The 17775-nt window shown below is 44.8% G+C and carries 14 protein-coding genes; 3 read left to right on the top strand and 11 right to left on the bottom strand.

Annotated elements, in window-relative coordinates; translation table 11 throughout:
* Positions 1–35: 35 nt before the first annotated feature.
* Positions 36–623 (bottom strand): YjaG family protein, encoded by a 588-nt coding sequence (locus AB4232_RS05015; protein ID WP_017055908.1) that lies wholly within the window; start codon positions 621–623, stop codon positions 36–38.
* 71 nt (positions 624–694) lie between these two features.
* On the opposite strand from AB4232_RS05015, the gene AB4232_RS05020 reads away from it, so the two are divergent.
* Both AB4232_RS05020 and AB4232_RS05025 read left to right on the top strand, forming a co-directional pair.
* Positions 695–1621 carry a D-2-hydroxyacid dehydrogenase gene (locus tag AB4232_RS05020; RefSeq protein ID WP_372086428.1) on the top strand — a complete coding sequence of 309 codons (927 nt, stop codon included), beginning with the start codon at positions 695–697 and terminating at the stop codon, positions 1619–1621.
* On the top strand, positions 1621–2214 hold the full coding sequence (locus AB4232_RS05025; RefSeq protein WP_372086430.1) for a uracil-DNA glycosylase family protein: 594 nt from the start codon (positions 1621–1623) through the stop codon (positions 2212–2214). The genes AB4232_RS05020 and AB4232_RS05025 overlap by 1 nt, the downstream gene beginning before the upstream one ends.
* 108 nt (positions 2215–2322) lie before the next feature.
* Here the strand turns inward: AB4232_RS05025 and hemE are convergent, their stop codons facing one another.
* Positions 2323–3390 carry a uroporphyrinogen decarboxylase gene (gene hemE, locus AB4232_RS05030; protein ID WP_004729761.1) on the bottom strand — a complete coding sequence of 356 codons (1068 nt, stop codon included), beginning with the start codon at positions 3388–3390 and terminating at the stop codon, positions 2323–2325.
* A gap of 299 nt (positions 3391–3689) precedes the next feature.
* The gene (gene nudC, locus AB4232_RS05035; RefSeq protein ID WP_372086432.1) at positions 3690–4499 is read right to left on the bottom strand and encodes an NAD(+) diphosphatase; all 810 of its coding nucleotides are present in this window, start codon (positions 4497–4499) and stop codon (positions 3690–3692) included.
* Positions 4500–4663: 164 nt separating this feature from the next.
* Between nudC and AB4232_RS05040 the strand changes: the two genes are divergently transcribed.
* The gene (locus AB4232_RS05040) at positions 4664–5161 is read left to right on the top strand and encodes an Rsd/AlgQ family anti-sigma factor (RefSeq protein ID WP_012604999.1); all 498 of its coding nucleotides are present in this window, start codon (positions 4664–4666) and stop codon (positions 5159–5161) included.
* Positions 5162–5491: 330 nt separating this feature from the next.
* Here the strand turns inward: AB4232_RS05040 and rpoC are convergent, their stop codons facing one another.
* From rpoC to secE, 8 genes are all read right to left on the bottom strand, one after another.
* Positions 5492–9694: a DNA-directed RNA polymerase subunit beta' gene (rpoC, locus tag AB4232_RS05045; protein ID WP_009844676.1), complete on the bottom strand. Its 4203-nt coding sequence runs from the start codon at positions 9692–9694 to the stop codon at positions 5492–5494.
* 90 nt (positions 9695–9784) lie between these two features.
* Entirely contained in the window at positions 9785–13813 is a 4029-nt protein-coding gene (gene rpoB / locus AB4232_RS05050) for a DNA-directed RNA polymerase subunit beta (RefSeq protein WP_009844675.1), read from the bottom strand.
* A 234-nt stretch (positions 13814–14047) separates the two neighbouring features.
* Entirely contained in the window at positions 14048–14413 is a 366-nt protein-coding gene (gene rplL / locus AB4232_RS05055) for a 50S ribosomal protein L7/L12 (RefSeq protein WP_009844674.1), read from the bottom strand.
* 57 nt (positions 14414–14470) lie between these two features.
* The gene (rplJ, locus tag AB4232_RS05060; protein ID WP_009844673.1) at positions 14471–14965 is read right to left on the bottom strand and encodes a 50S ribosomal protein L10; all 495 of its coding nucleotides are present in this window, start codon (positions 14963–14965) and stop codon (positions 14471–14473) included.
* 242 nt (positions 14966–15207) lie between these two features.
* Positions 15208–15912, bottom strand: coding sequence for a 50S ribosomal protein L1 (gene rplA, locus AB4232_RS05065; protein ID WP_012605004.1), 705 nt, complete (start codon positions 15910–15912; stop codon positions 15208–15210).
* A 4-nt stretch (positions 15913–15916) separates the two neighbouring features.
* Positions 15917–16345 (bottom strand): 50S ribosomal protein L11, encoded by a 429-nt coding sequence (gene rplK / locus AB4232_RS05070; protein WP_010435555.1) that lies wholly within the window; start codon positions 16343–16345, stop codon positions 15917–15919.
* 212 nt (positions 16346–16557) lie between these two features.
* Entirely contained in the window at positions 16558–17106 is a 549-nt protein-coding gene (nusG, locus tag AB4232_RS05075; protein ID WP_012605006.1) for a transcription termination/antitermination protein NusG, read from the bottom strand.
* Positions 17107–17119: 13 nt separating this feature from the next.
* Positions 17120–17497 carry a preprotein translocase subunit SecE gene (gene secE, locus AB4232_RS05080; RefSeq protein WP_017096511.1) on the bottom strand — a complete coding sequence of 126 codons (378 nt, stop codon included), beginning with the start codon at positions 17495–17497 and terminating at the stop codon, positions 17120–17122.
* Positions 17498–17775: the final 278 nt, after the last annotated feature.

The following is a 17775-nucleotide window of genomic DNA, read 5'->3' on the forward strand; positions in this document are numbered from 1 at the left end:
GCCTTTGTTGTATCTGACTTTGATGCGATAGCGAATTATAACGCAACACCAATGTTGCTCACTGGGTCTTCACGCAGTTCGTGGCGTAGGTCTTTGATCAGCTCTAAGTCACGCTCAGTCGTTTCACGTAGAGGTCGGAAAATGGCCCACTGAACGTCCCACTCTTCACATACCGCTTCGTTTTCTTTCTGGTTTTCGTTCGTCACTTCTTCAGCGCCTTGAGCAAACTCAAGCTCAGCAACCGTCTTCACCGATTGTTGACTCACTTTAATTACCGCTTCCAACATATGCTCACGATCAAGTAGACCATGGATTAATGTTGCTAAGCCTTGGCATGCGTCCATTGCAGGGTAAACACCATAGAAATCAAAATCATCTGCGCTAGGGAATAGCTCTTCTACTTTCTCAAGTTGACGCTCAAAGTTCACCTTTGCCGTTTTAACGGTTAGGATTTCCCAAATGCTATCCAAAACATCACGGTAGATTCGAGCTTCCGCAAATTCTGTATTCTCACAAAACATGGCATAGTTAGGATACATACGCTCACATAGACACGCCATAAAAGTAATTTGTTGCCAAGGTTCTAACTTTTCAAGACGAACCTGCAGTGGATTCTGAAGCATAGTCACTCAATAATTGCAGAAAAAGACAGCGAAAGTGTACTTGATAAACCCTGGGGGGAAAAGGTAAGCCGATGAACAATTTTACGAATAAGCTCTATATTCTTACCGAGCATGACGATACCTATACGCAACTGATTCTAAACCAAGGGTTACCTGACCTCGAAATCACTCAAAACCCCGAATTAGCTGAGATCGTACTGGCTGCTCCTCCTTTAATAGTAGAGCGACTTAATGAGTTTAAAAAGCTAGACTGGGTGCAAAGTACCTATGCTGGAATCAATAAACTCACTCAGCCGGATCTTCGCCAAGATTATACGCTGACCAACGTCAAAGGCATCTTCGGCCCTGCGATTACTGAATACGTGTTGGGTTACACGATCAGCCACTGTAGACACTTTCCTCACTACCACCAGCAACAAGTACAACGAAACTGGCAGCCGCAGCTTTATACCAGCCTAACTGACAAAACCATGGTGATTTTAGGAACGGGGTCAATTGGCAGTCATTTAGCTAAAACCGCTGCTGCTTTTGGTATTCACACCATAGGTGTCAACCGGACAGGTATCCCATCAAAACAAGAAACCTTCAAAGACACTTTCCACATTAATGAACTAGAAGCCGCCCTCAAGCAAGCGGATATTGTAGTGAACACCCTGCCATCAACGGATGAGACCTACCAACTACTGAATCAAACCACCTTAAGCTACTGCTCTAACGTATTGCTGTTTAATGTGGGTCGCGGGGAAAGCGTAGACAATAAAGCGTTACTGCTTGCGATTAAGAATAAATGGGTTGAACACGCTTTCTTAGATGTCTTTGAATGCGAACCTCTCACACAAGAACACCCGTTTTGGACGTTGCCGCAAGTGACCATCACCCCACACATTGCGGCTCTTAGTGAGCCAAGACAGGTCGTGGAGATCTTCGCCAATAATTACCAACAATGGCGAGATGGTTTTACACTGAATCACACCATTGATTTTGATAAAGGCTACTGATGTTCTCGTCACTGCTCACCGAGATACGACAATGCACCGCTTGTGAGCCTCATTTATCACATGGTGCAAATCCAGTAATTCAGGCACACCCAAACGCGCGCTTGTTAATCATAGGGCAAGCACCCGGTATCAAGGTTCATGAATCATCTATCCCTTGGAATGATGCCAGTGGCGAGCGATTAAGAGAATGGCTAGGAATGGATAGCGATACGTTTTATGACGAACAAAAAGTCGCGATTGTCCCGATGGGCTTTTGCTATCCAGGAAAAGGGAAAAGTGGCGATCTACCGCCACGAAAAGAGTGCGCTGCGCTATGGCACCAAAAAGTGCTGCAATCACTGCCCAACATCCAAATGACCTTGCTGATTGGTCAGTATGCGCAAAACTATTATCTAAAAGATAAAGCCACCAGCACACTCACTGAAACGGTACGTAACTGGCAGGCTTGGGCTCCAGAATTTTTGCCACTTCCCCATCCTTCACCACGTAATAATATCTGGCTCAAGAAAAATCCATGGTTCGAAAGTGAAGTCATTCCCTATATCAGGAAGCACGTATCAGAGCATTTGACCTACCATGATCCAAATACCTAATTAGCTGCACATCAACGATGATTAAACCGATATTGGGTGCGGATAAAAAGATAATAAAAAAGCGCTGCCGATTTCTCGACAGCGCTTTTTCTAAAAACACATACTGAATTACTTATGGTATGGCTTAGATAGGTCGTGAACTGCGTCCACAAATACACCAGCATTTTCTGGTGGCACATCTAGGTGAATACCATGGCCAAGGTTAAATACGTGGCCAGTACCGCCGTCACCAAAACCTTCAAGGATAGTGCCGACTTCTTCACGAATACGCTCAGGTTGTGCGTAAAGTACTGATGGGTCCATGTTGCCTTGTAGAGCCACTTTATCGCCAATACGTGCTTTTGCATCAGCAATATTGATTGTCCAGTCTAGGCCAACTGCATCACAGCCAGTCGCTGCGATAGATTCTAGCCACATGCCACCGTTCTTAGTGAACAGAGTAACCGGTACACGGCGACCTTCGTTTTCACGAATTAGGCCATCGACAATTTTGTGCATGTACTGCAGTGAGAACAGGTTGTAGTCACGCGGAGTAAGTACACCACCCCATGTGTCGAATACCATTACCGATTGTGCACCTGCTTTAATTTGCGCGTTCAGGTATTCAATAACAGTGTCAGCCAGCTTATCTAGAAGTAAGTGCAACGTTTGTGGCTCTGCATACATCATCTTCTTGATCTTAGTGAACGCCTTCGAGCTGCTGCCTTCAACCATGTAAGTTGCCAATGTCCAAGGGCTACCAGAGAAACCAATCAGTGGCACTTCGCCTTTCAGGTCTTTACGGATCTGACGAACGGCATTCATTACGTATTGAAGTTCACCTTCAGGGTCCGGTAGGCCAATCTTTTCTACGTCAGCTTTACATGTGATAGGGCGTTCAAACTTAGGGCCTTCACCTGTTTCGAAGTACAAACCTAACCCCATCGCATCTGGGATAGTTAGGATGTCAGAGAACAAGATTGCCGCATCAAGCGGGAAACGACGTAAAGGTTGAAGTGTTACTTCTGATGCTAGTTCAGCGTTTTTGCACAAAGACATGAAATCGCCCGCTTCAGCGCGCGTTGCTTTGTACTCTGGAAGATAGCGGCCAGCTTGGCGCATCATCCATACCGGTGTGTAATCAACAGGCTGTTTTAAAAGTGCGCGTAAATAGCGATCGTTTTTTAATTCGGTCATTCCGTTAAATTCCAATTCAATCTTGTCTAGTTTTGGTGGCAAGTATTCTAACACTGATTGAAGGGTAAAAGCTGTGTGCTTTGCAACCTAGATCAAGTTATTAACTTTTAAATCCATGCTTAATTTGCACCCAATTACAGGAGCATGTTAAAAATTTGTTCGCTAGCGAAAATTACAATTATAACAACTGAGTAGTCACTACTCAGCATCTCATAACGACATCTTACTTACCCCCTCCACTTGTGGAGGGTTTTTTTTAGTGTTTGACCACTCATAGGCCAAATACTATCACAGGTAATTTAATGTTCTAGTTCTTGCTCCGCGACGCCGTCTTTCCTTACGTCATCGACTGTATTCTCAATCAATTGTCTTGCAATCGTTCCGACTGGAGCAACATCAGGTAGGCTTGTTACGTCAAACCATTGGGCATCCGACAGTTCACTGTAATCAGGTTTGAGCGTTCCACCAGCATAGTCAGCAAGAAAGGCCATCATCATACTCGATGGAAACGCCCATGGCTGGCTACCAAAGTAACGAATGTTACTCACGTCGATACCCGTTTCTTCTTTGACTTCTCGCGTCACACACTGCTCTAGGGTTTCTCCAACCTCTAGGAAGCCCGCTATTACGGTGTACATACCCGTTTTATGCCTTGGGTGCTGCGCAAGTAATATCTTGTTGTCGTTTCGTACAGCGACAATGATGCACGGGAAGATACGAGGGTAATGAAGCGTTCGGCAGTCTCCACATTGCATCGCCACCTGATTATGATTCAAATGATTACGACCGCCGCACTGAGGACAAAAACGCATACTTTGTGTCATGTGCCCATACTGGATAGCTTTGCTTGCGATCAGAAAACTTGATTCAGGCCAGTGAAGCAAATCTCTTAGGCTGACCATGCTCAGATCAATCTCCACATCGCAATCGTTGAGCCAATACACCTTACGACCTTGATGCTGACCAATGCAGATTGCATGCTCGACATCCAGCCCTAGCTCTTCAGCTGAGCCATAAGGAAACTGATCATTATTAACCCAAATATCACTACCTGAAACGACGCACCAATAAGCTTGCTCTGTCATTTTGTTATCACTTTTTTTTAACATCCCTATGCCTCATTGCTTGCAGTTCGTTCATTTTACTGGCAATCTGATTTCATACTAGAGTTGTAGCAGAGAATAATTCAAACTATTACTTTTAGTAGATACCAATAAATGGACCCTGCTTAGGCAATTACTTGATCACAAGGTTGTGATCAGATCATGAGGACATGGTCATGCTAAATAAATTCAAACAAATACAAGAACAATGGGGTGGCTCTAATGAGGTCATCGATCATTGGCTCGAAACTCGACAGTCTCTAATCGTTGAGTATTGTAAGCTAGGTGCCTTGCAGCCAGCTAGCAATGGGCAATCAAACGTTGTTGAACTCCCTTCTCCTAAAGAAATAAGCTCATTCTGCGATCATGTTGTCGATTATATCTCAGAGGGTCATTTTAAGATCTACGATATGGTCATGAAAAAATGGCAAGCAACAGGCTTTAAAACCAATGACGAGATTGATACAACTTACGCGAAGATCGTACTTACAACCGAGCCGCTTCTAGAGTTCAATGATAAGTACGTTAAAGTAAGTGCAGACGATGAGTTGCCTAACTTCGAAGGAGATATGTCAAAAGTAGGTGAACTACTCGAAGTACGTTTTGAAGTAGAAGATAATCTTATCCAGCTTATTGCAGACAGTTTAGCGATTCCACCAGGCGCTTAGTTAGCTGAATCCTTAATAAGCTTGCCTCTGTGCAAGCTTTTTGTTTTGTCTGTAAGGTTATCCAAACTACCCAGAACCTTTCAGACAGAGCTTACTCGCTCGCCCTGACCTTTAGCCATAAGCATATGGTTACAGCCCTAATCAGCCTAATCATCTCTACCCTTTATCTTACTGGCCTCAAAGAGCACTCTTCAGGACATAAATCCAACCCCACCAGCTAGATAATCACACCTATCACTTTATAAGTCATAGCTAAATACCAATACGCCAGATACAAAAAAGGCACCCGAAGGTGCCTTTTTCTTATCTCTTAGAGACTACTCGTAGAGCTTACTCTTCTGAAGAGAAACCAGCGTTTAGAAGTGCTGCTAGATTGTCAGTAGCTTGTTCAGCTGAAGGACCTTCTTGCTCTTCTTCACGTTGCTTTTGACGCTCTTGGTGGTATGCGAAACCAGTACCAGCTGGGATCAGACGACCAACAATTACGTTCTCTTTCAGACCGCGAAGGTCATCACGCTTACCAGAAACCGCAGCTTCTGTTAGTACGCGAGTCGTTTCTTGGAACGATGCAGCTGAGATGAATGACTCAGTTGCAAGAGATGCTTTAGTAATACCTAGTAGGTCACGCTCGAAACGTACTAGTTCTTTACCTTCAGCTTCTAGCTTACGGTTAGCAATCTTAACATTGTGGTACTCAACTTGTTCGCCAGGTAGGAACGGAGAGTCACCAGAATGAGTGATTGTACACTTACGTAGCATTTGACGAACGATAGTCTCGATGTGCTTATCGTTAATCTTTACGCCTTGTAAGCGGTAAACTTCTTGAACTTCGTTCGCGATGTACTGAGTTACTGCGTGGATACCACGTAGACGCAGGATATCGTGTGGAGTTTCAGGACCGTCGGCGATTACATCACCACGTTCAATCTTCTCACCTTCGAACACGTTCAATTGACGGTGCTTAGGAATCATCTCTTCGTAAGCGTCACCGCCTTCACGAGTGATTACTAGACGACGCTTACCTTTCGTTTCTTTACCAAACGACACAGTACCTGTGTGCTCAGCAAGGATCGCAGGCTCTTTAGGCTTACGAGCTTCGAATAGGTCAGCTACGCGTGGTAGACCACCGGTGATATCTTTGTTTCCGCTCGATTTTTGAGGGATACGAGATAGTGTGTCACCAATGCCAACTTCAGCGCCATCTTCGATATTTACAATCGCTTTGCCAGGTAGGAAGTAGTGAGCTGGCATATCAGTACCAGGGATCATTACGTCGTTACCTTGCTCATCAACAAGTTTGATAGCTGGACGCATATCTTTACCTGCTGCTGGGCGAGCTGCTGCGTCTGTTACTTCACTTGAAGAAAGACCCGTTAGATCGTCAGTTTGACGAGAAACTGTAATACCATCGATCATATCTACGAATTGGATACGGCCTGCCACTTCAGTGATGATTGGCATGGTATGCGCTTCCCAGTTAGCTACAACTTCACCAGCAGTAACTGCTGCGTTGTCGCCTTTGGTTAGCATCGAACCGTAAGGAAGTTTGTGCTTCTCTTTCGTACGGCCGAACTCATCAATAATCGTCATCTCAGATGCACGAGAAGTGATAACCAGTTTCTTATCTTTGTTAACTACAAACTTAGCATTGTGAAGTTTCACAGTACCAGTTGTCTTAGCTTGGATGCTGTTCTCTGCTGCTGCAGTAGATGCCGCACCACCGATGTGGAACGTACGCATCGTTAGCTGTGTACCCGGTTCACCGATAGATTGTGCAGCGATAACACCAACTGCTTCACCTTGGTTCACTAGGTGGCCACGTGCTAGGTCACGACCGTAACACTGTGCACAACAACCGAAGTCTGCATCACAGGTAACAACTGAGCGCACTTTCATGCTATCTACAGAGTTGTCTTCCATGATTTGACACCACTTCTCATCAATCAGAGTATTACGTGGAATCAGTACATCTTCAGTACCAGGCTTAAGAACGTCTTCAGCTACTACACGACCTAGAGCAAGCTCAGAAAGTGCAACTTTAACGTCACCACCTTCGATGTGAGGCATCATATCGATACCTTCATGCGTGCCACAGTCATGTTCGTGTACTACAACGTCTTGAGCAACGTCTACTAGACGACGAGTTAGGTAACCCGAGTTTGCTGTTTTGAGTGCTGTATCCGCAAGACCCTTACGAGCACCGTGCGTTGAGATAAAGTACTGAAGGACGTTTAGACCTTCTTTAAAGTTCGCTGTGATCGGCGTTTCGATGATTGAACCATCTGGACGCGCCATCAGACCACGCATACCTGCTAGCTGACGAATCTGAGCAGCAGAACCACGTGCGCCCGAGTCGGCCATCATGTAGATGCTGTTGAACGATTCTTGCTGTTCTTCTTCGCCGTCACGGTTGATAACTGTTTCAGAAGATAGGTTATCCATCATTGCTTTCGCAACGCGGTCATTCGTAGATGCCCAGATATCGATAACTTTGTTGTAACGCTCACCCGCAGTAACAAGACCTGATTGGAATTGCTCTTGGATTTCACGAACTTCTTCTTCAGCAGATTCAATTTCATCGTATTTCGCTTGAGGAACAACCATATCGTTGATACCTACAGAAACACCAGAAAGTGCCGCGTATGCGAAACCTGCGTACATGATTTGGTCAGCAAATACTACTGTATCTTTTAGACCAAGCTTACGGTAACACTCGTTAAGAAGAGTAGAGATCTGCTTCTTACCTAACTTTTGGTTAACGATGCTGTACGGTAGGCCAGCTGGAACGATCTGCCATAGCATTGCACGACCTACAGTCGTATCAACTAGGCCAGTATTCGTTGTGCTATTGCCGTCTTCATCTACTACAGTTTCAGTGATACGTACTTTAACGCGAGCGTGTAGCTCAGCAGTCTTAGTACGGTATGCCTTTTCAGCCTCAGCAGGGCCAGCAAGGTACATACCTTCACCTTTCACGTTGATCTTGTCACGTGTCATGTAGTAAAGACCCAATACAACGTCCTGAGAAGGTACGATGATTGGATCACCTGATGCTGGCGACAGAATGTTATTCGTCGACATCATTAGGGTACGAGCTTCAAGCTGTGCTTCTAGAGTTAGAGGCACGTGTACCGCCATTTGGTCACCATCGAAGTCGGCGTTGTATGCCGCACACACTAGTGGGTGAAGCTGAATCGCTTTACCTTCGATTAGTACTGGTTCAAACGCTTGGATACCTAGACGGTGAAGTGTAGGTGCACGGTTAAGCAGTACTGGGTGTTCACGGATCACTTCGTCTAGGATATCCCAAACGATCGCTTCTTCGCGCTCTACCATTTTCTTAGCAGCTTTGATTGTCGTAGCCATGCCACGAGTTTCTAGCTTGCTGTAGATGAACGGCTTAAATAGCTCAAGTGCCATCTTCTTAGGAAGACCACACTGATGTAGACGAAGGTATGGACCAACTGTGATTACAGAACGGCCAGAGTAGTCTACACGTTTACCTAGAAGGTTCTGACGGAAACGACCTTGTTTACCCTTGATCATATCAGCAAGAGATTTCAGAGGGCGCTTGTTAGAACCCGTGATCGCACGACCGCGACGACCGTTATCTAGAAGGGCATCAACAGACTCTTGCAGCATACGCTTTTCGTTACGTACGATGATGTCTGGAGCCGCTAGCTCTAGAAGACGCTTCAAACGGTTGTTACGGTTGATCACACGACGGTAAAGGTCGTTCAGATCAGAGGTCGCAAAACGACCGCCATCTAGTGGTACTAGAGGACGTAGATCTGGCGGTAGCACTGGAAGTACAGTTAGGATCATCCACTCAGGCTTGTTGCCTGACGAAATGAACGCTTCAACTAGCTTCAAACGCTTAGTAACTTTCTTACGCTTAGTTTCAGAGTTAGTTGTTTCCAACTCTTCGCGCATTTCTTCCACTTCTTGATGAAGGTCCATTGTTGAAAGCAGATCTTTGATCGCTTCAGCACCCATCTTAGCAGTGAATTCGTCACCCCACTCTTCTAGACGATCCAGATACTCTTCTTCAGTAAGCATCTGAGATTTTTCTAGATCAGTCATACCCGGTTCAGTTACTACGTACATTTCGAAGTAAAGAACACGTTCGATATCACGCAGAGGGATATCCATTAGTAAACCGATACGAGACGGTAGTGATTTTAGGAACCAGATGTGAGCAACTGGTGAAGCAAGCTCGATGTGGCCCATACGGTCACGACGAACTTTAGTTTGTGTAACTTCAACGCCACACTTCTCACAGATAACACCACGGTGCTTCAGGCGCTTGTATTTGCCACAAAGACATTCGTAGTCTTTAACTGGACCAAAAATACGTGCACAGAACAGACCATCACGTTCAGGTTTGAACGTACGATAGTTAATTGTTTCTGGCTTTTTAACTTCACCAAAAGACCACGAACGGATCGTGTCTGGTGAAGATAGACCGATTTTGATTGCATCAAATTCTTCGGTCTTATGCTGTGCTTTTAGAAAGTTTAATAAGTCTTTCACGTTCAGCTCCTGTAAGGAGTTAAAGGAGCTCACCGACTAAAGTGAGCCCCCTTTACCAAGTAATCCAATCTTCTTTATAAAAAAGAGGGATTACTCTTCGTCTTCTAGCTCGATGTTGATACCTAGCGAGCGAATCTCTTTCAACAGTACGTTGAACGACTCTGGCATGCCAGGTTCCATGCTATGGTTACCATCTACGATGTTCTTGTACATCTTAGTACGGCCGTTAACGTCATCCGACTTAACTGTTAGCATTTCTTGTAGAGTATATGCAGCACCGTATGCTTCTAGTGCCCATACTTCCATCTCACCGAAACGCTGACCACCGAACTGAGCTTTACCACCAAGTGGTTGCTGAGTTACTAGGCTGTAAGAACCAGTTGAACGAGCATGCATCTTGTCATCAACCAAGTGGTTCAGTTTCAGCATGTACATGTAACCAACAGTTACAGGACGCTCAAACGAATCACCAGTACGACCATCAAACAGTTTAAGCTGACCAGATTCTGGCAGATCACCCAGTTTAAGTAGTTCTTTGATTAGAGACTCAGAAGCACCGTCGAACACAGGTGTAGCAATCGGTAGACCGCCACGCAGGTTCTTGATCAGTGTACGAACTTGATCATCAGACAGTTCAGCAATATCAACTTTCTGACGAGTATCGCCAAGATCGTAAACCTTCTGTAGGAACTCACGGAACTTATGCAGTTCTTGTTGTTCCTTAACCATTTGGTTGATCTTGTCACCGATACCTTTCGCAGCCAAACCTAAGTGAACTTCTAGGATCTGACCGATGTTCATACGCGATGGTACACCCAGCGGGTTAAGTACGATGTCTACAGGCTGACCTTTCTCATCGTATGGCATGTCTTCAACAGGGTTAATCTTAGAGATTACACCTTTGTTACCGTGACGACCGGCCATCTTATCACCAGGCTGGATACGACGTTTAACCGCTAGGTAAACTTTAACAATCTTAAGAACGCCAGGCGCTAGATCATCACCTTGAGTGATTTTACGACGCTTAGTTTCAAACTTCTTATCAAAGTCTGCTTTTAGCTCATCCCACTGCTCAGCAAGTTGCTCAAGCTGTGTTTGTAGCGCATCGTCTTCTAGAACTTGCTCTAGCCATTGCTTACGACCGATAGTATCAAGCTTAGCTTCAGAGTAACCACCAGACAGAAGTACAGCTTTAACACGGTTAAGAAGGCCACCCTCAAGAATTTGGAACTCTTCAGTTAGATCTTTCTTAGCTTCTTTAAGCTGCATCTGTTCGATTTCAAGTGCACGTTTGTCTTTCTCTACGCCATCGCGAGTGAAGACTTGTACATCGATGATAGTACCCGAAACAGAGTTTGGTACACGTAGAGAAGTATCTTTAACATCAGATGCTTTCTCACCGAAGATAGCACGTAGTAGCTTCTCTTCAGGAGTCAGTTGAGTTTCACCTTTAGGGGTTACTTTACCAACTAGGATGTCGCCACCCTTAACTTCAGCACCAATGTAAACGATACCTGACTCGTCTAGTTTAGACAGAGCAGACTCACCTACGTTTGGAATATCAGCTGTGATCTCTTCAGAACCCAGCTTAGTATCACGAGCCACACAAGATAGTTCTTGAATGTGGATTGTCGTGAAACGGTCTTCTTGAACTACGCGCTCAGATACTAAGATCGAGTCTTCGAAGTTGTAACCGTTCCAAGGCATGAATGCGATACGCATGTTTTGGCCAAGAGCTAGTTCACCAAGGTCTGTTGAAGGACCGTCAGCAAGAACATCGCCGCGTGCAACTGGTTCACCAGGAAGTACAGTTGGACGTTGGTTAATACATGTGTTTTGGTTCGAACGCGTGTACTTAGTCAGGTTGTAGATATCGATACCAGCTTCGCCAGGTACCAATTCATCTTCGTTAACCTTAACTACGATACGAGAAGCGTCAACAGACTGAACTTGACCACCACGTTTAGCAACCGCTGTAACACCAGAGTCAACTGCGATGTTACGTTCGATACCCGTACCTACTAGAGGCTTATCAGCTCTCAGTGTTGGTACAGCTTGACGTTGCATGTTGGCACCCATCAATGCACGGTTCGCATCATCGTGTTCTAGGAACGGGATAAGCGAAGCAGCGATAGATACTACTTGGTTTGTCGCAACGTCCATGTAGTCAACGTGATCGCGTGGGTGAAGACCAGATTCACCTTTTTGACGAGCTGTGATTAGCTCATCTGCAAACGTACCTTCTTCAGTAAGAATTGTGTTTGCTTGCGCGATTACGAATTGACCTTCCTGGATTGCAGACAGGTAATCAACTTCTTCTGTTACTACACCATCTACTACACGACGGTACGGAGTTTCTAGGAAACCGTAATCGTTACAACGTGCAAATGCAGATAGCGAGTTAATTAGACCGATGTTTGGACCTTCAGGCGTTTCGATCGGACATAGACGACCGTAGTGAGTTACGTGAACGTCACGTACTTCGAAGCCTGCGCGCTCACGAGTAAGACCACCAGGACCTAAAGCAGAGATACGACGCTTGTGCGTAACTTCTGACAATGGGTTGTTTTGGTCCATAAACTGTGAAAGCTGTGAAGAGCCAAAGAATTCTTTAACTGCAGCAGAGATCGGCTTAGCGTTGATAAGGTCTTGAGGCATGATTGCATCAAGGTCACCAAGGCTTAGACGTTCTTTAACGGCACGTTCTACACGAACTAGACCAACACGGAATTGGTTTTCTGCCATTTCACCTACAGAACGGATACGACGGTTGCCAAGGTGGTCGATATCGTCCACTTCACCAATGCCGTTACGGATACCAATCAGTTTCTTCATCACTTCGATGATGTCTGATTCATCCAGAGTACCGCGCTCTTCTTCTTCTTCACGCTCGATAGAGCTGTTGAACTTCATACGGCCTACAGTTGATAGGTCGTAACGATCTTCAGAGAAGAATAGGCTTTCGAACAATGATTCTGCAGCTTCTTTCGTTGGTGGCTCGCCAGGACGCATCATGCGGTAGATTTCTACCAATGCAGAGATGCGATCTACTGTGCTATCCGCACGTAGAGTGTCTGACATGAATGGACCATGGTCTAGGTCATTCGTGAACAGCACTTCTAGAGTCTTGTGACCTGCTTGAGACAGGTTAGCAAGTGCTTCTAGGCTAATCTCTTGGTTTGCGCCAACGATGATCTCGCCAGTTGCTTCGTTGATGTAATCTTTCGCAGCAATCTTTTCAACGATGTACTCTACTGGTACTTCGATGTGCTCAACGCCATCTTTTTCAAGTTGACGGATATGGCGAGCAGTTACACGACGACCAGTCTCAACGTAAGTTTTTCCGTTTGCTTCGATGTCGAATGACGCAGTTTCACCACGTAGACGATCAGGAACCAACTCCATAAGTAGAGTTTGGTCTTTCACTTCGAAGTTCACTTTGTCGAAGAACAGATCTAGGATCTCTTCAGTCGATTTACCAAGTGCACGAAGGATAATCGATGCTGGTAGCTTACGACGACGGTCGATACGTACGAATAAGTTATCCTTAGGATCGAACTCAAAGTCTAACCATGAGCCACGGTAAGGAATTACACGTGCGTTATAAAGAACTTTACCTGATGAGTGGGTCTTACCCTTATCACTGTCGAAGAACACGCCTGGGCTTCGGTGCAGCTGGGATACGATAACCCTCTCGGTACCATTAATTACGAAAGTACCATTGTCTGTCATAAGCGGAATTTCGCCCATGTAGACTTCTTGTTCTTTAATGTCTTTTACAGTACCTGCTGGTGCATCTCGATCAAAGATAACTAGACGTAGTTTTACGCGTAGTGGCTTTGAGTAAGTAACACCGCGGATTTGACATTCTTTAACGTCAAAAACTGGCTCACCAAGACGGTAGCTAACGTATTGCAGCTCAGAATTGCCGTTGTAGCTCTGAATTGGAAATACAGAACGGAAAGCAGCTTCAAGACCGTATTGACCTTCAGGATCCTGTTCGATGAATTTGTCGAAAGAATCAAGCTGGATCGATAACAGGTATGGAATGTCCAAAACTTGTGGACGAGTACCAAAATCCTTACGGATGCGCTTTTTCTCGGTATAAGAGTAAACCATGGGGTTCCTCAGCTCGCTGATAAGTGACCCAAACCACCCAAAACACTCTTCAGAGGGGGCGGTGACAAACAGCTGTTTACTGTAGTGAACAATCATTTCGAAAAAATGACTGTTTTTTTGCTTGGATTATGACGGTTAAACAGCGGAAATTTCGTCATAGCCCTACAGCGCAAAAAGGCCGGTGGTTAATAAACCACCAGCCATTAGCCTTGCGGCTAAGAAATTAAGTAATAATTACTTAACTTCAACAGAAGCGCCAGCTTCTTCTAGCTGTGCTTTAAGAGCTTCAGCTTCAGCTTTGTCAACGCCTTCTTTAAGCGCTGCAGGAGCTGAGTCTACAAGACCTTTAGCTTCTTTAAGACCTAGGCCAGTTGCGCCACGTACAGCTTTGATAACTTGTACTTTGTTAGCGCCAGCAGCAGTTAGGATTACGTCGAATTCAGTTTGCTCAGCAGCAGCTTCAGCAGAAGCACCACCAGCTACAACTGCAGCAGCAGCAGTAACACCGAATTTCTCTTCCATAGCTTCGATAAGCTCAACAACTTGCATTACAGACATTTCTGCAACTGCGTCTAGGATTTGCTCGTTAGTAATAGACATAACAATTCTCTTTTAAGTCAACAATAAGTTTAAATAGCAACCAGTGAAAAGCAAGGCTTAAGCCGCAGCTTCTTCTTTTTGGTCGCGAACAGCAGCGATAGTACGAACCAGCTTGCCAGCAGAAGCTTCTTTCATGCACATCATTAGGCGTGCGATAGCTTCGTCGTAAGTTGGTAGTGTCGCTAGTACTTCAGCATCAGTAACTGCGCCTTCAAATGCAGCAGCTTTGATCTCGAAATCTTTATTCTCTTTAGCGAAGTCTTTGAAAAGACGCGCTGCAGCACCTGGGTGCTCATTAGAGAATGCGATCAGAGTTGGACCAGTGAAAGTGTCAGTTAGACACTCGTAGTCTGTACCCTGAATCGCACGGCGTGCTAGTGTGTTACGAACAACTCTCATGTAAACACCCGCTTCGCGAGCTTGTTTACGTAGAGAAGTCATTGCGCCAACAGTAACGCCACGAGAATCAGCTACAACTGCAGAAAGTGCACCACTGGCAGCTTCGTTGACTTCAGCAACAATTGCTTTTTTGTCTTGAAGATTTAAAGCCATTTGGATTAACCTCTGGTTGTGATTACAGCACTCATACAAAATGTAATGAGCGTTTACGATGTTATTTAAAAATGAATAAATTCACTTCAAACCACAACATCGCCTACGTAGGTTTTATTAAGCCATATCTCCGAAGAGTACGGCGCCTACGGTCTTGGGACGGATGACCTGAATTGCTTCAAAAATCACCCAACCACAAATATTAGGCGCAGAAGTATACACTAAATCTGCGCCGAAGCAAATTAGTTTGCTTGAGTGTCAAGACTAGCTTGATCAACAGTAACACCAGCACCCATTGTAGTAGAGATGCTTACTTTCTTCAGGAAAGTACCTTTCGCTGAAGAAGGCTTAGCTTTCTTAAGAGCAACTAGAAGTGCTTCTAGGTTCTCTTGAAGCTGGTTAGCTTCGAAAGATGCTTTGCCGATAGTAGTGTGGATGATACCGTTCTTGTCGTTACGGTAACGAACCTGACCAGCTTTAGCGTTCTTAACCGCTTCAGCAACGTTAGGAGTTACAGTACCAACTTTAGGGTTTGGCATAAGGCCGCGTGGACCTAGGATTGTACCTAGTTGACCAACAACACGCATTGCATCAGGAGAAGCAACAACAACGTCGAAGTTCATTTCGCCTTTTTTCACTTGCTCAGCAAGATCTTCCATACCAACGATATCTGCGCCAGCTGCTTTAGCTGCTTCTGCGTTTGCACCTTGAGTGAACACAGCAACGCGGATGTCACGGCCAGTACCGTGAGGTAGCACAGTTGCGCCACGTACGTTTTGGTCAGATTTACGAGCATCGATGCCTAGGTTAACAGCAACATCTACAGACTCAACGAATTTAGCAGTAGCTAGTTCTTTAAGAAGAGCAACAGCTTCGTTGATTTCGTATTCTTTAGTTACTTCAACTTTGTCGCGGATTACGCGCATACGCTTAGTAAGTTTTGCCATGATCTTATCCCTCTACCACTAGGCCCATTGAACGAGCAGTACCAGCAATAGAACGCTTCATTGCTTCGATGTCAGCACCAGTCATATCAGCAGCTTTAGTTTCTGCGATTTCCTGAACTTGAGCGTCAGTTACAGTACCAACTTTCTCAGTGTTTGGACGACCTGAACCAGACTTAACGCCAGCAGCTTTCTTAAGAAGAACAGCAGCAGGTGGAGTCTTAGTTACGAACGTGAAAGAACGGTCGTTGTAAACAGTAATTACTACTGGAGTAGGTAGACCTTTCTCAACAGATTCTGTTTTTGCGTTGAACGCTTTACAGAATTCCATGATGTTCACGCCGTGTTGACCTAGAGCAGGACCAACCGGTGGACTTGGGTTTGCCATACCAGCTGCAACTTGCAGTTTGATATAAGCTTCAACTTTCTTAGCCATGATATTTCCTAATTTTTGGGTACATACGCTAGCCCTGAGGCAAGCTCCCCTTAATTTCAATTAACTCTTTCTTACTTCGATAGAAGTAAAAAGGCGCGAAATTATAATCATAATTCGCGCCTTTAACAACCCTAAAAAGGTGGTTTTTTATACTCTTTTATTTTGAACAACTTATGAAGTATTTATCCACAGCTTGTTCAAAAGTTAGAGTTTTAGTCCAGCTTTTCAACTTGACCAAATTCAAGCTCAACCGGTGTTGCACGACCAAAGATCGATACAGATACCTTAATGCGGCTTTTCTCGTAATCTACTTCTTCAACTGTACCGTTGAAATCAGCAAACGGACCATCGTTCACACGAACCACTTCACCCGCTTCGAACATTGTCTTAGGACGTGGAGACTCGCTCGCTTTCTCTAGACGGTTCAAGATAGCATCAGCTTCTTTGTCAGTGATTGGTGCAGGACGATCAGAGGTACCACCAATGAAGCCCATAACACGAGGAATGCTGCGTACTAAGTGCCATGATTCATCATTCATGATCATTTGCACTAATACGTAGCCAGGGAAGAACTTACGTTCGCTTTTACGGCGTTGACCTGCACGCATTTCCACTACTTCTTCAGTAGGTACTAAAACGTCACCAAAGAATTCTTCCATGTCGTGCATTTTAATATGTTCGCGTAACGATTGAGATACACGACCTTCATAGCCAGAAAAGGCTTGAACTACATACCAACGTTTTTTTGGAGCTTCACTCATGAATCAGAACCCTCTACACTCCAGTTGCTAGAGAAACTAAACGGACCATAATGCCGTCAATTCCCCAAAGCACTAGAGACATAACAATACATACAGCTAAAACGATCAATGTAGTTTGCATAGTTTCTTGGCGAGTAGGCCAAACAACTTTACGAATCTCCATACGAGATTCTTTTGCAAAATCGATCGCAGCTTTACCTTTAGTTGTTGTTGCTGCAACGCCTAGTGCGGCAGCAATCAGCACAACTACACCTGCAGCGCGAATTACAACAGACAATTCACCATACAGGTAATTACCCACAACAGCAGCAGCCAACAGTACAAAAGCGACTACCCACTTCATTGTATCTGCTGCACCTGAGCTATCAGGAGTTTCAGCGTTTGCTTTCATAAAACCAACCTGTGATAAGTCTTAAATATAGACGACAATAACCCCGCTGTTGCAGGGCACATTCCTTTGCGTTGCAAAACAACACATCTAACAGTCATTTTAGTTAAAAAGACCGTTTAATTCTTTGCTAAGAGTTAAAATTGATGTCAAAACACCCAACTCTTTTTTCAGCGCAGAAAAAGGGCATCAAATGATGCCCTTTTTACTAGTGGTTCGTCAAATCTTATGCAAAGATTTTAGCTACAACACCAGCACCAACAGTACGGCCACCTTCGCGG

Source organism: Vibrio sp. 10N.286.46.A8 (genome assembly GCF_041470165.1).
Taxonomy (GTDB): domain Bacteria; phylum Pseudomonadota; class Gammaproteobacteria; order Enterobacterales; family Vibrionaceae; genus Vibrio; species Vibrio tasmaniensis_A.

Coding starts and splice junctions, on each gene's coding strand:
- nudC (WP_372086432.1), bottom strand. CDS start 4,499: ATGTTAAAAAAAAGTGATAACAAAATGACAGAGCAAGCTTATTGGTGC.
- AB4232_RS05040 (WP_012604999.1), top strand. CDS start 4,664: ATGGTCATGCTAAATAAATTCAAACAAATACAAGAACAATGGGGTGGC.
- rplA (WP_012605004.1), bottom strand. CDS start 15,912: ATGGCAAAACTTACTAAGCGTATGCGCGTAATCCGCGACAAAGTTGAA.
- rpoB (WP_009844675.1), bottom strand. CDS start 13,813: ATGGTTTACTCTTATACCGAGAAAAAGCGCATCCGTAAGGATTTTGGT.
- rplK (WP_010435555.1), bottom strand. CDS start 16,345: ATGGCTAAGAAAGTTGAAGCTTATATCAAACTGCAAGTTGCAGCTGGT.
- secE (WP_017096511.1), bottom strand. CDS start 17,497: ATGAAAGCAAACGCTGAAACTCCTGATAGCTCAGGTGCAGCAGATACA.
- rplL (WP_009844674.1), bottom strand. CDS start 14,413: ATGTCTATTACTAACGAGCAAATCCTAGACGCAGTTGCAGAAATGTCT.
- nusG (WP_012605006.1), bottom strand. CDS start 17,106: ATGAGTGAAGCTCCAAAAAAACGTTGGTATGTAGTTCAAGCCTTTTCT.
- AB4232_RS05025 (WP_372086430.1), top strand. CDS start 1,621: ATGTTCTCGTCACTGCTCACCGAGATACGACAATGCACCGCTTGTGAG.
- rplJ (WP_009844673.1), bottom strand. CDS start 14,965: ATGGCTTTAAATCTTCAAGACAAAAAAGCAATTGTTGCTGAAGTCAAC.
- hemE (WP_004729761.1), bottom strand. CDS start 3,390: ATGACCGAATTAAAAAACGATCGCTATTTACGCGCACTTTTAAAACAG.
- AB4232_RS05020 (WP_372086428.1), top strand. CDS start 695: ATGAACAATTTTACGAATAAGCTCTATATTCTTACCGAGCATGACGAT.
- AB4232_RS05015 (WP_017055908.1), bottom strand. CDS start 623: ATGCTTCAGAATCCACTGCAGGTTCGTCTTGAAAAGTTAGAACCTTGG.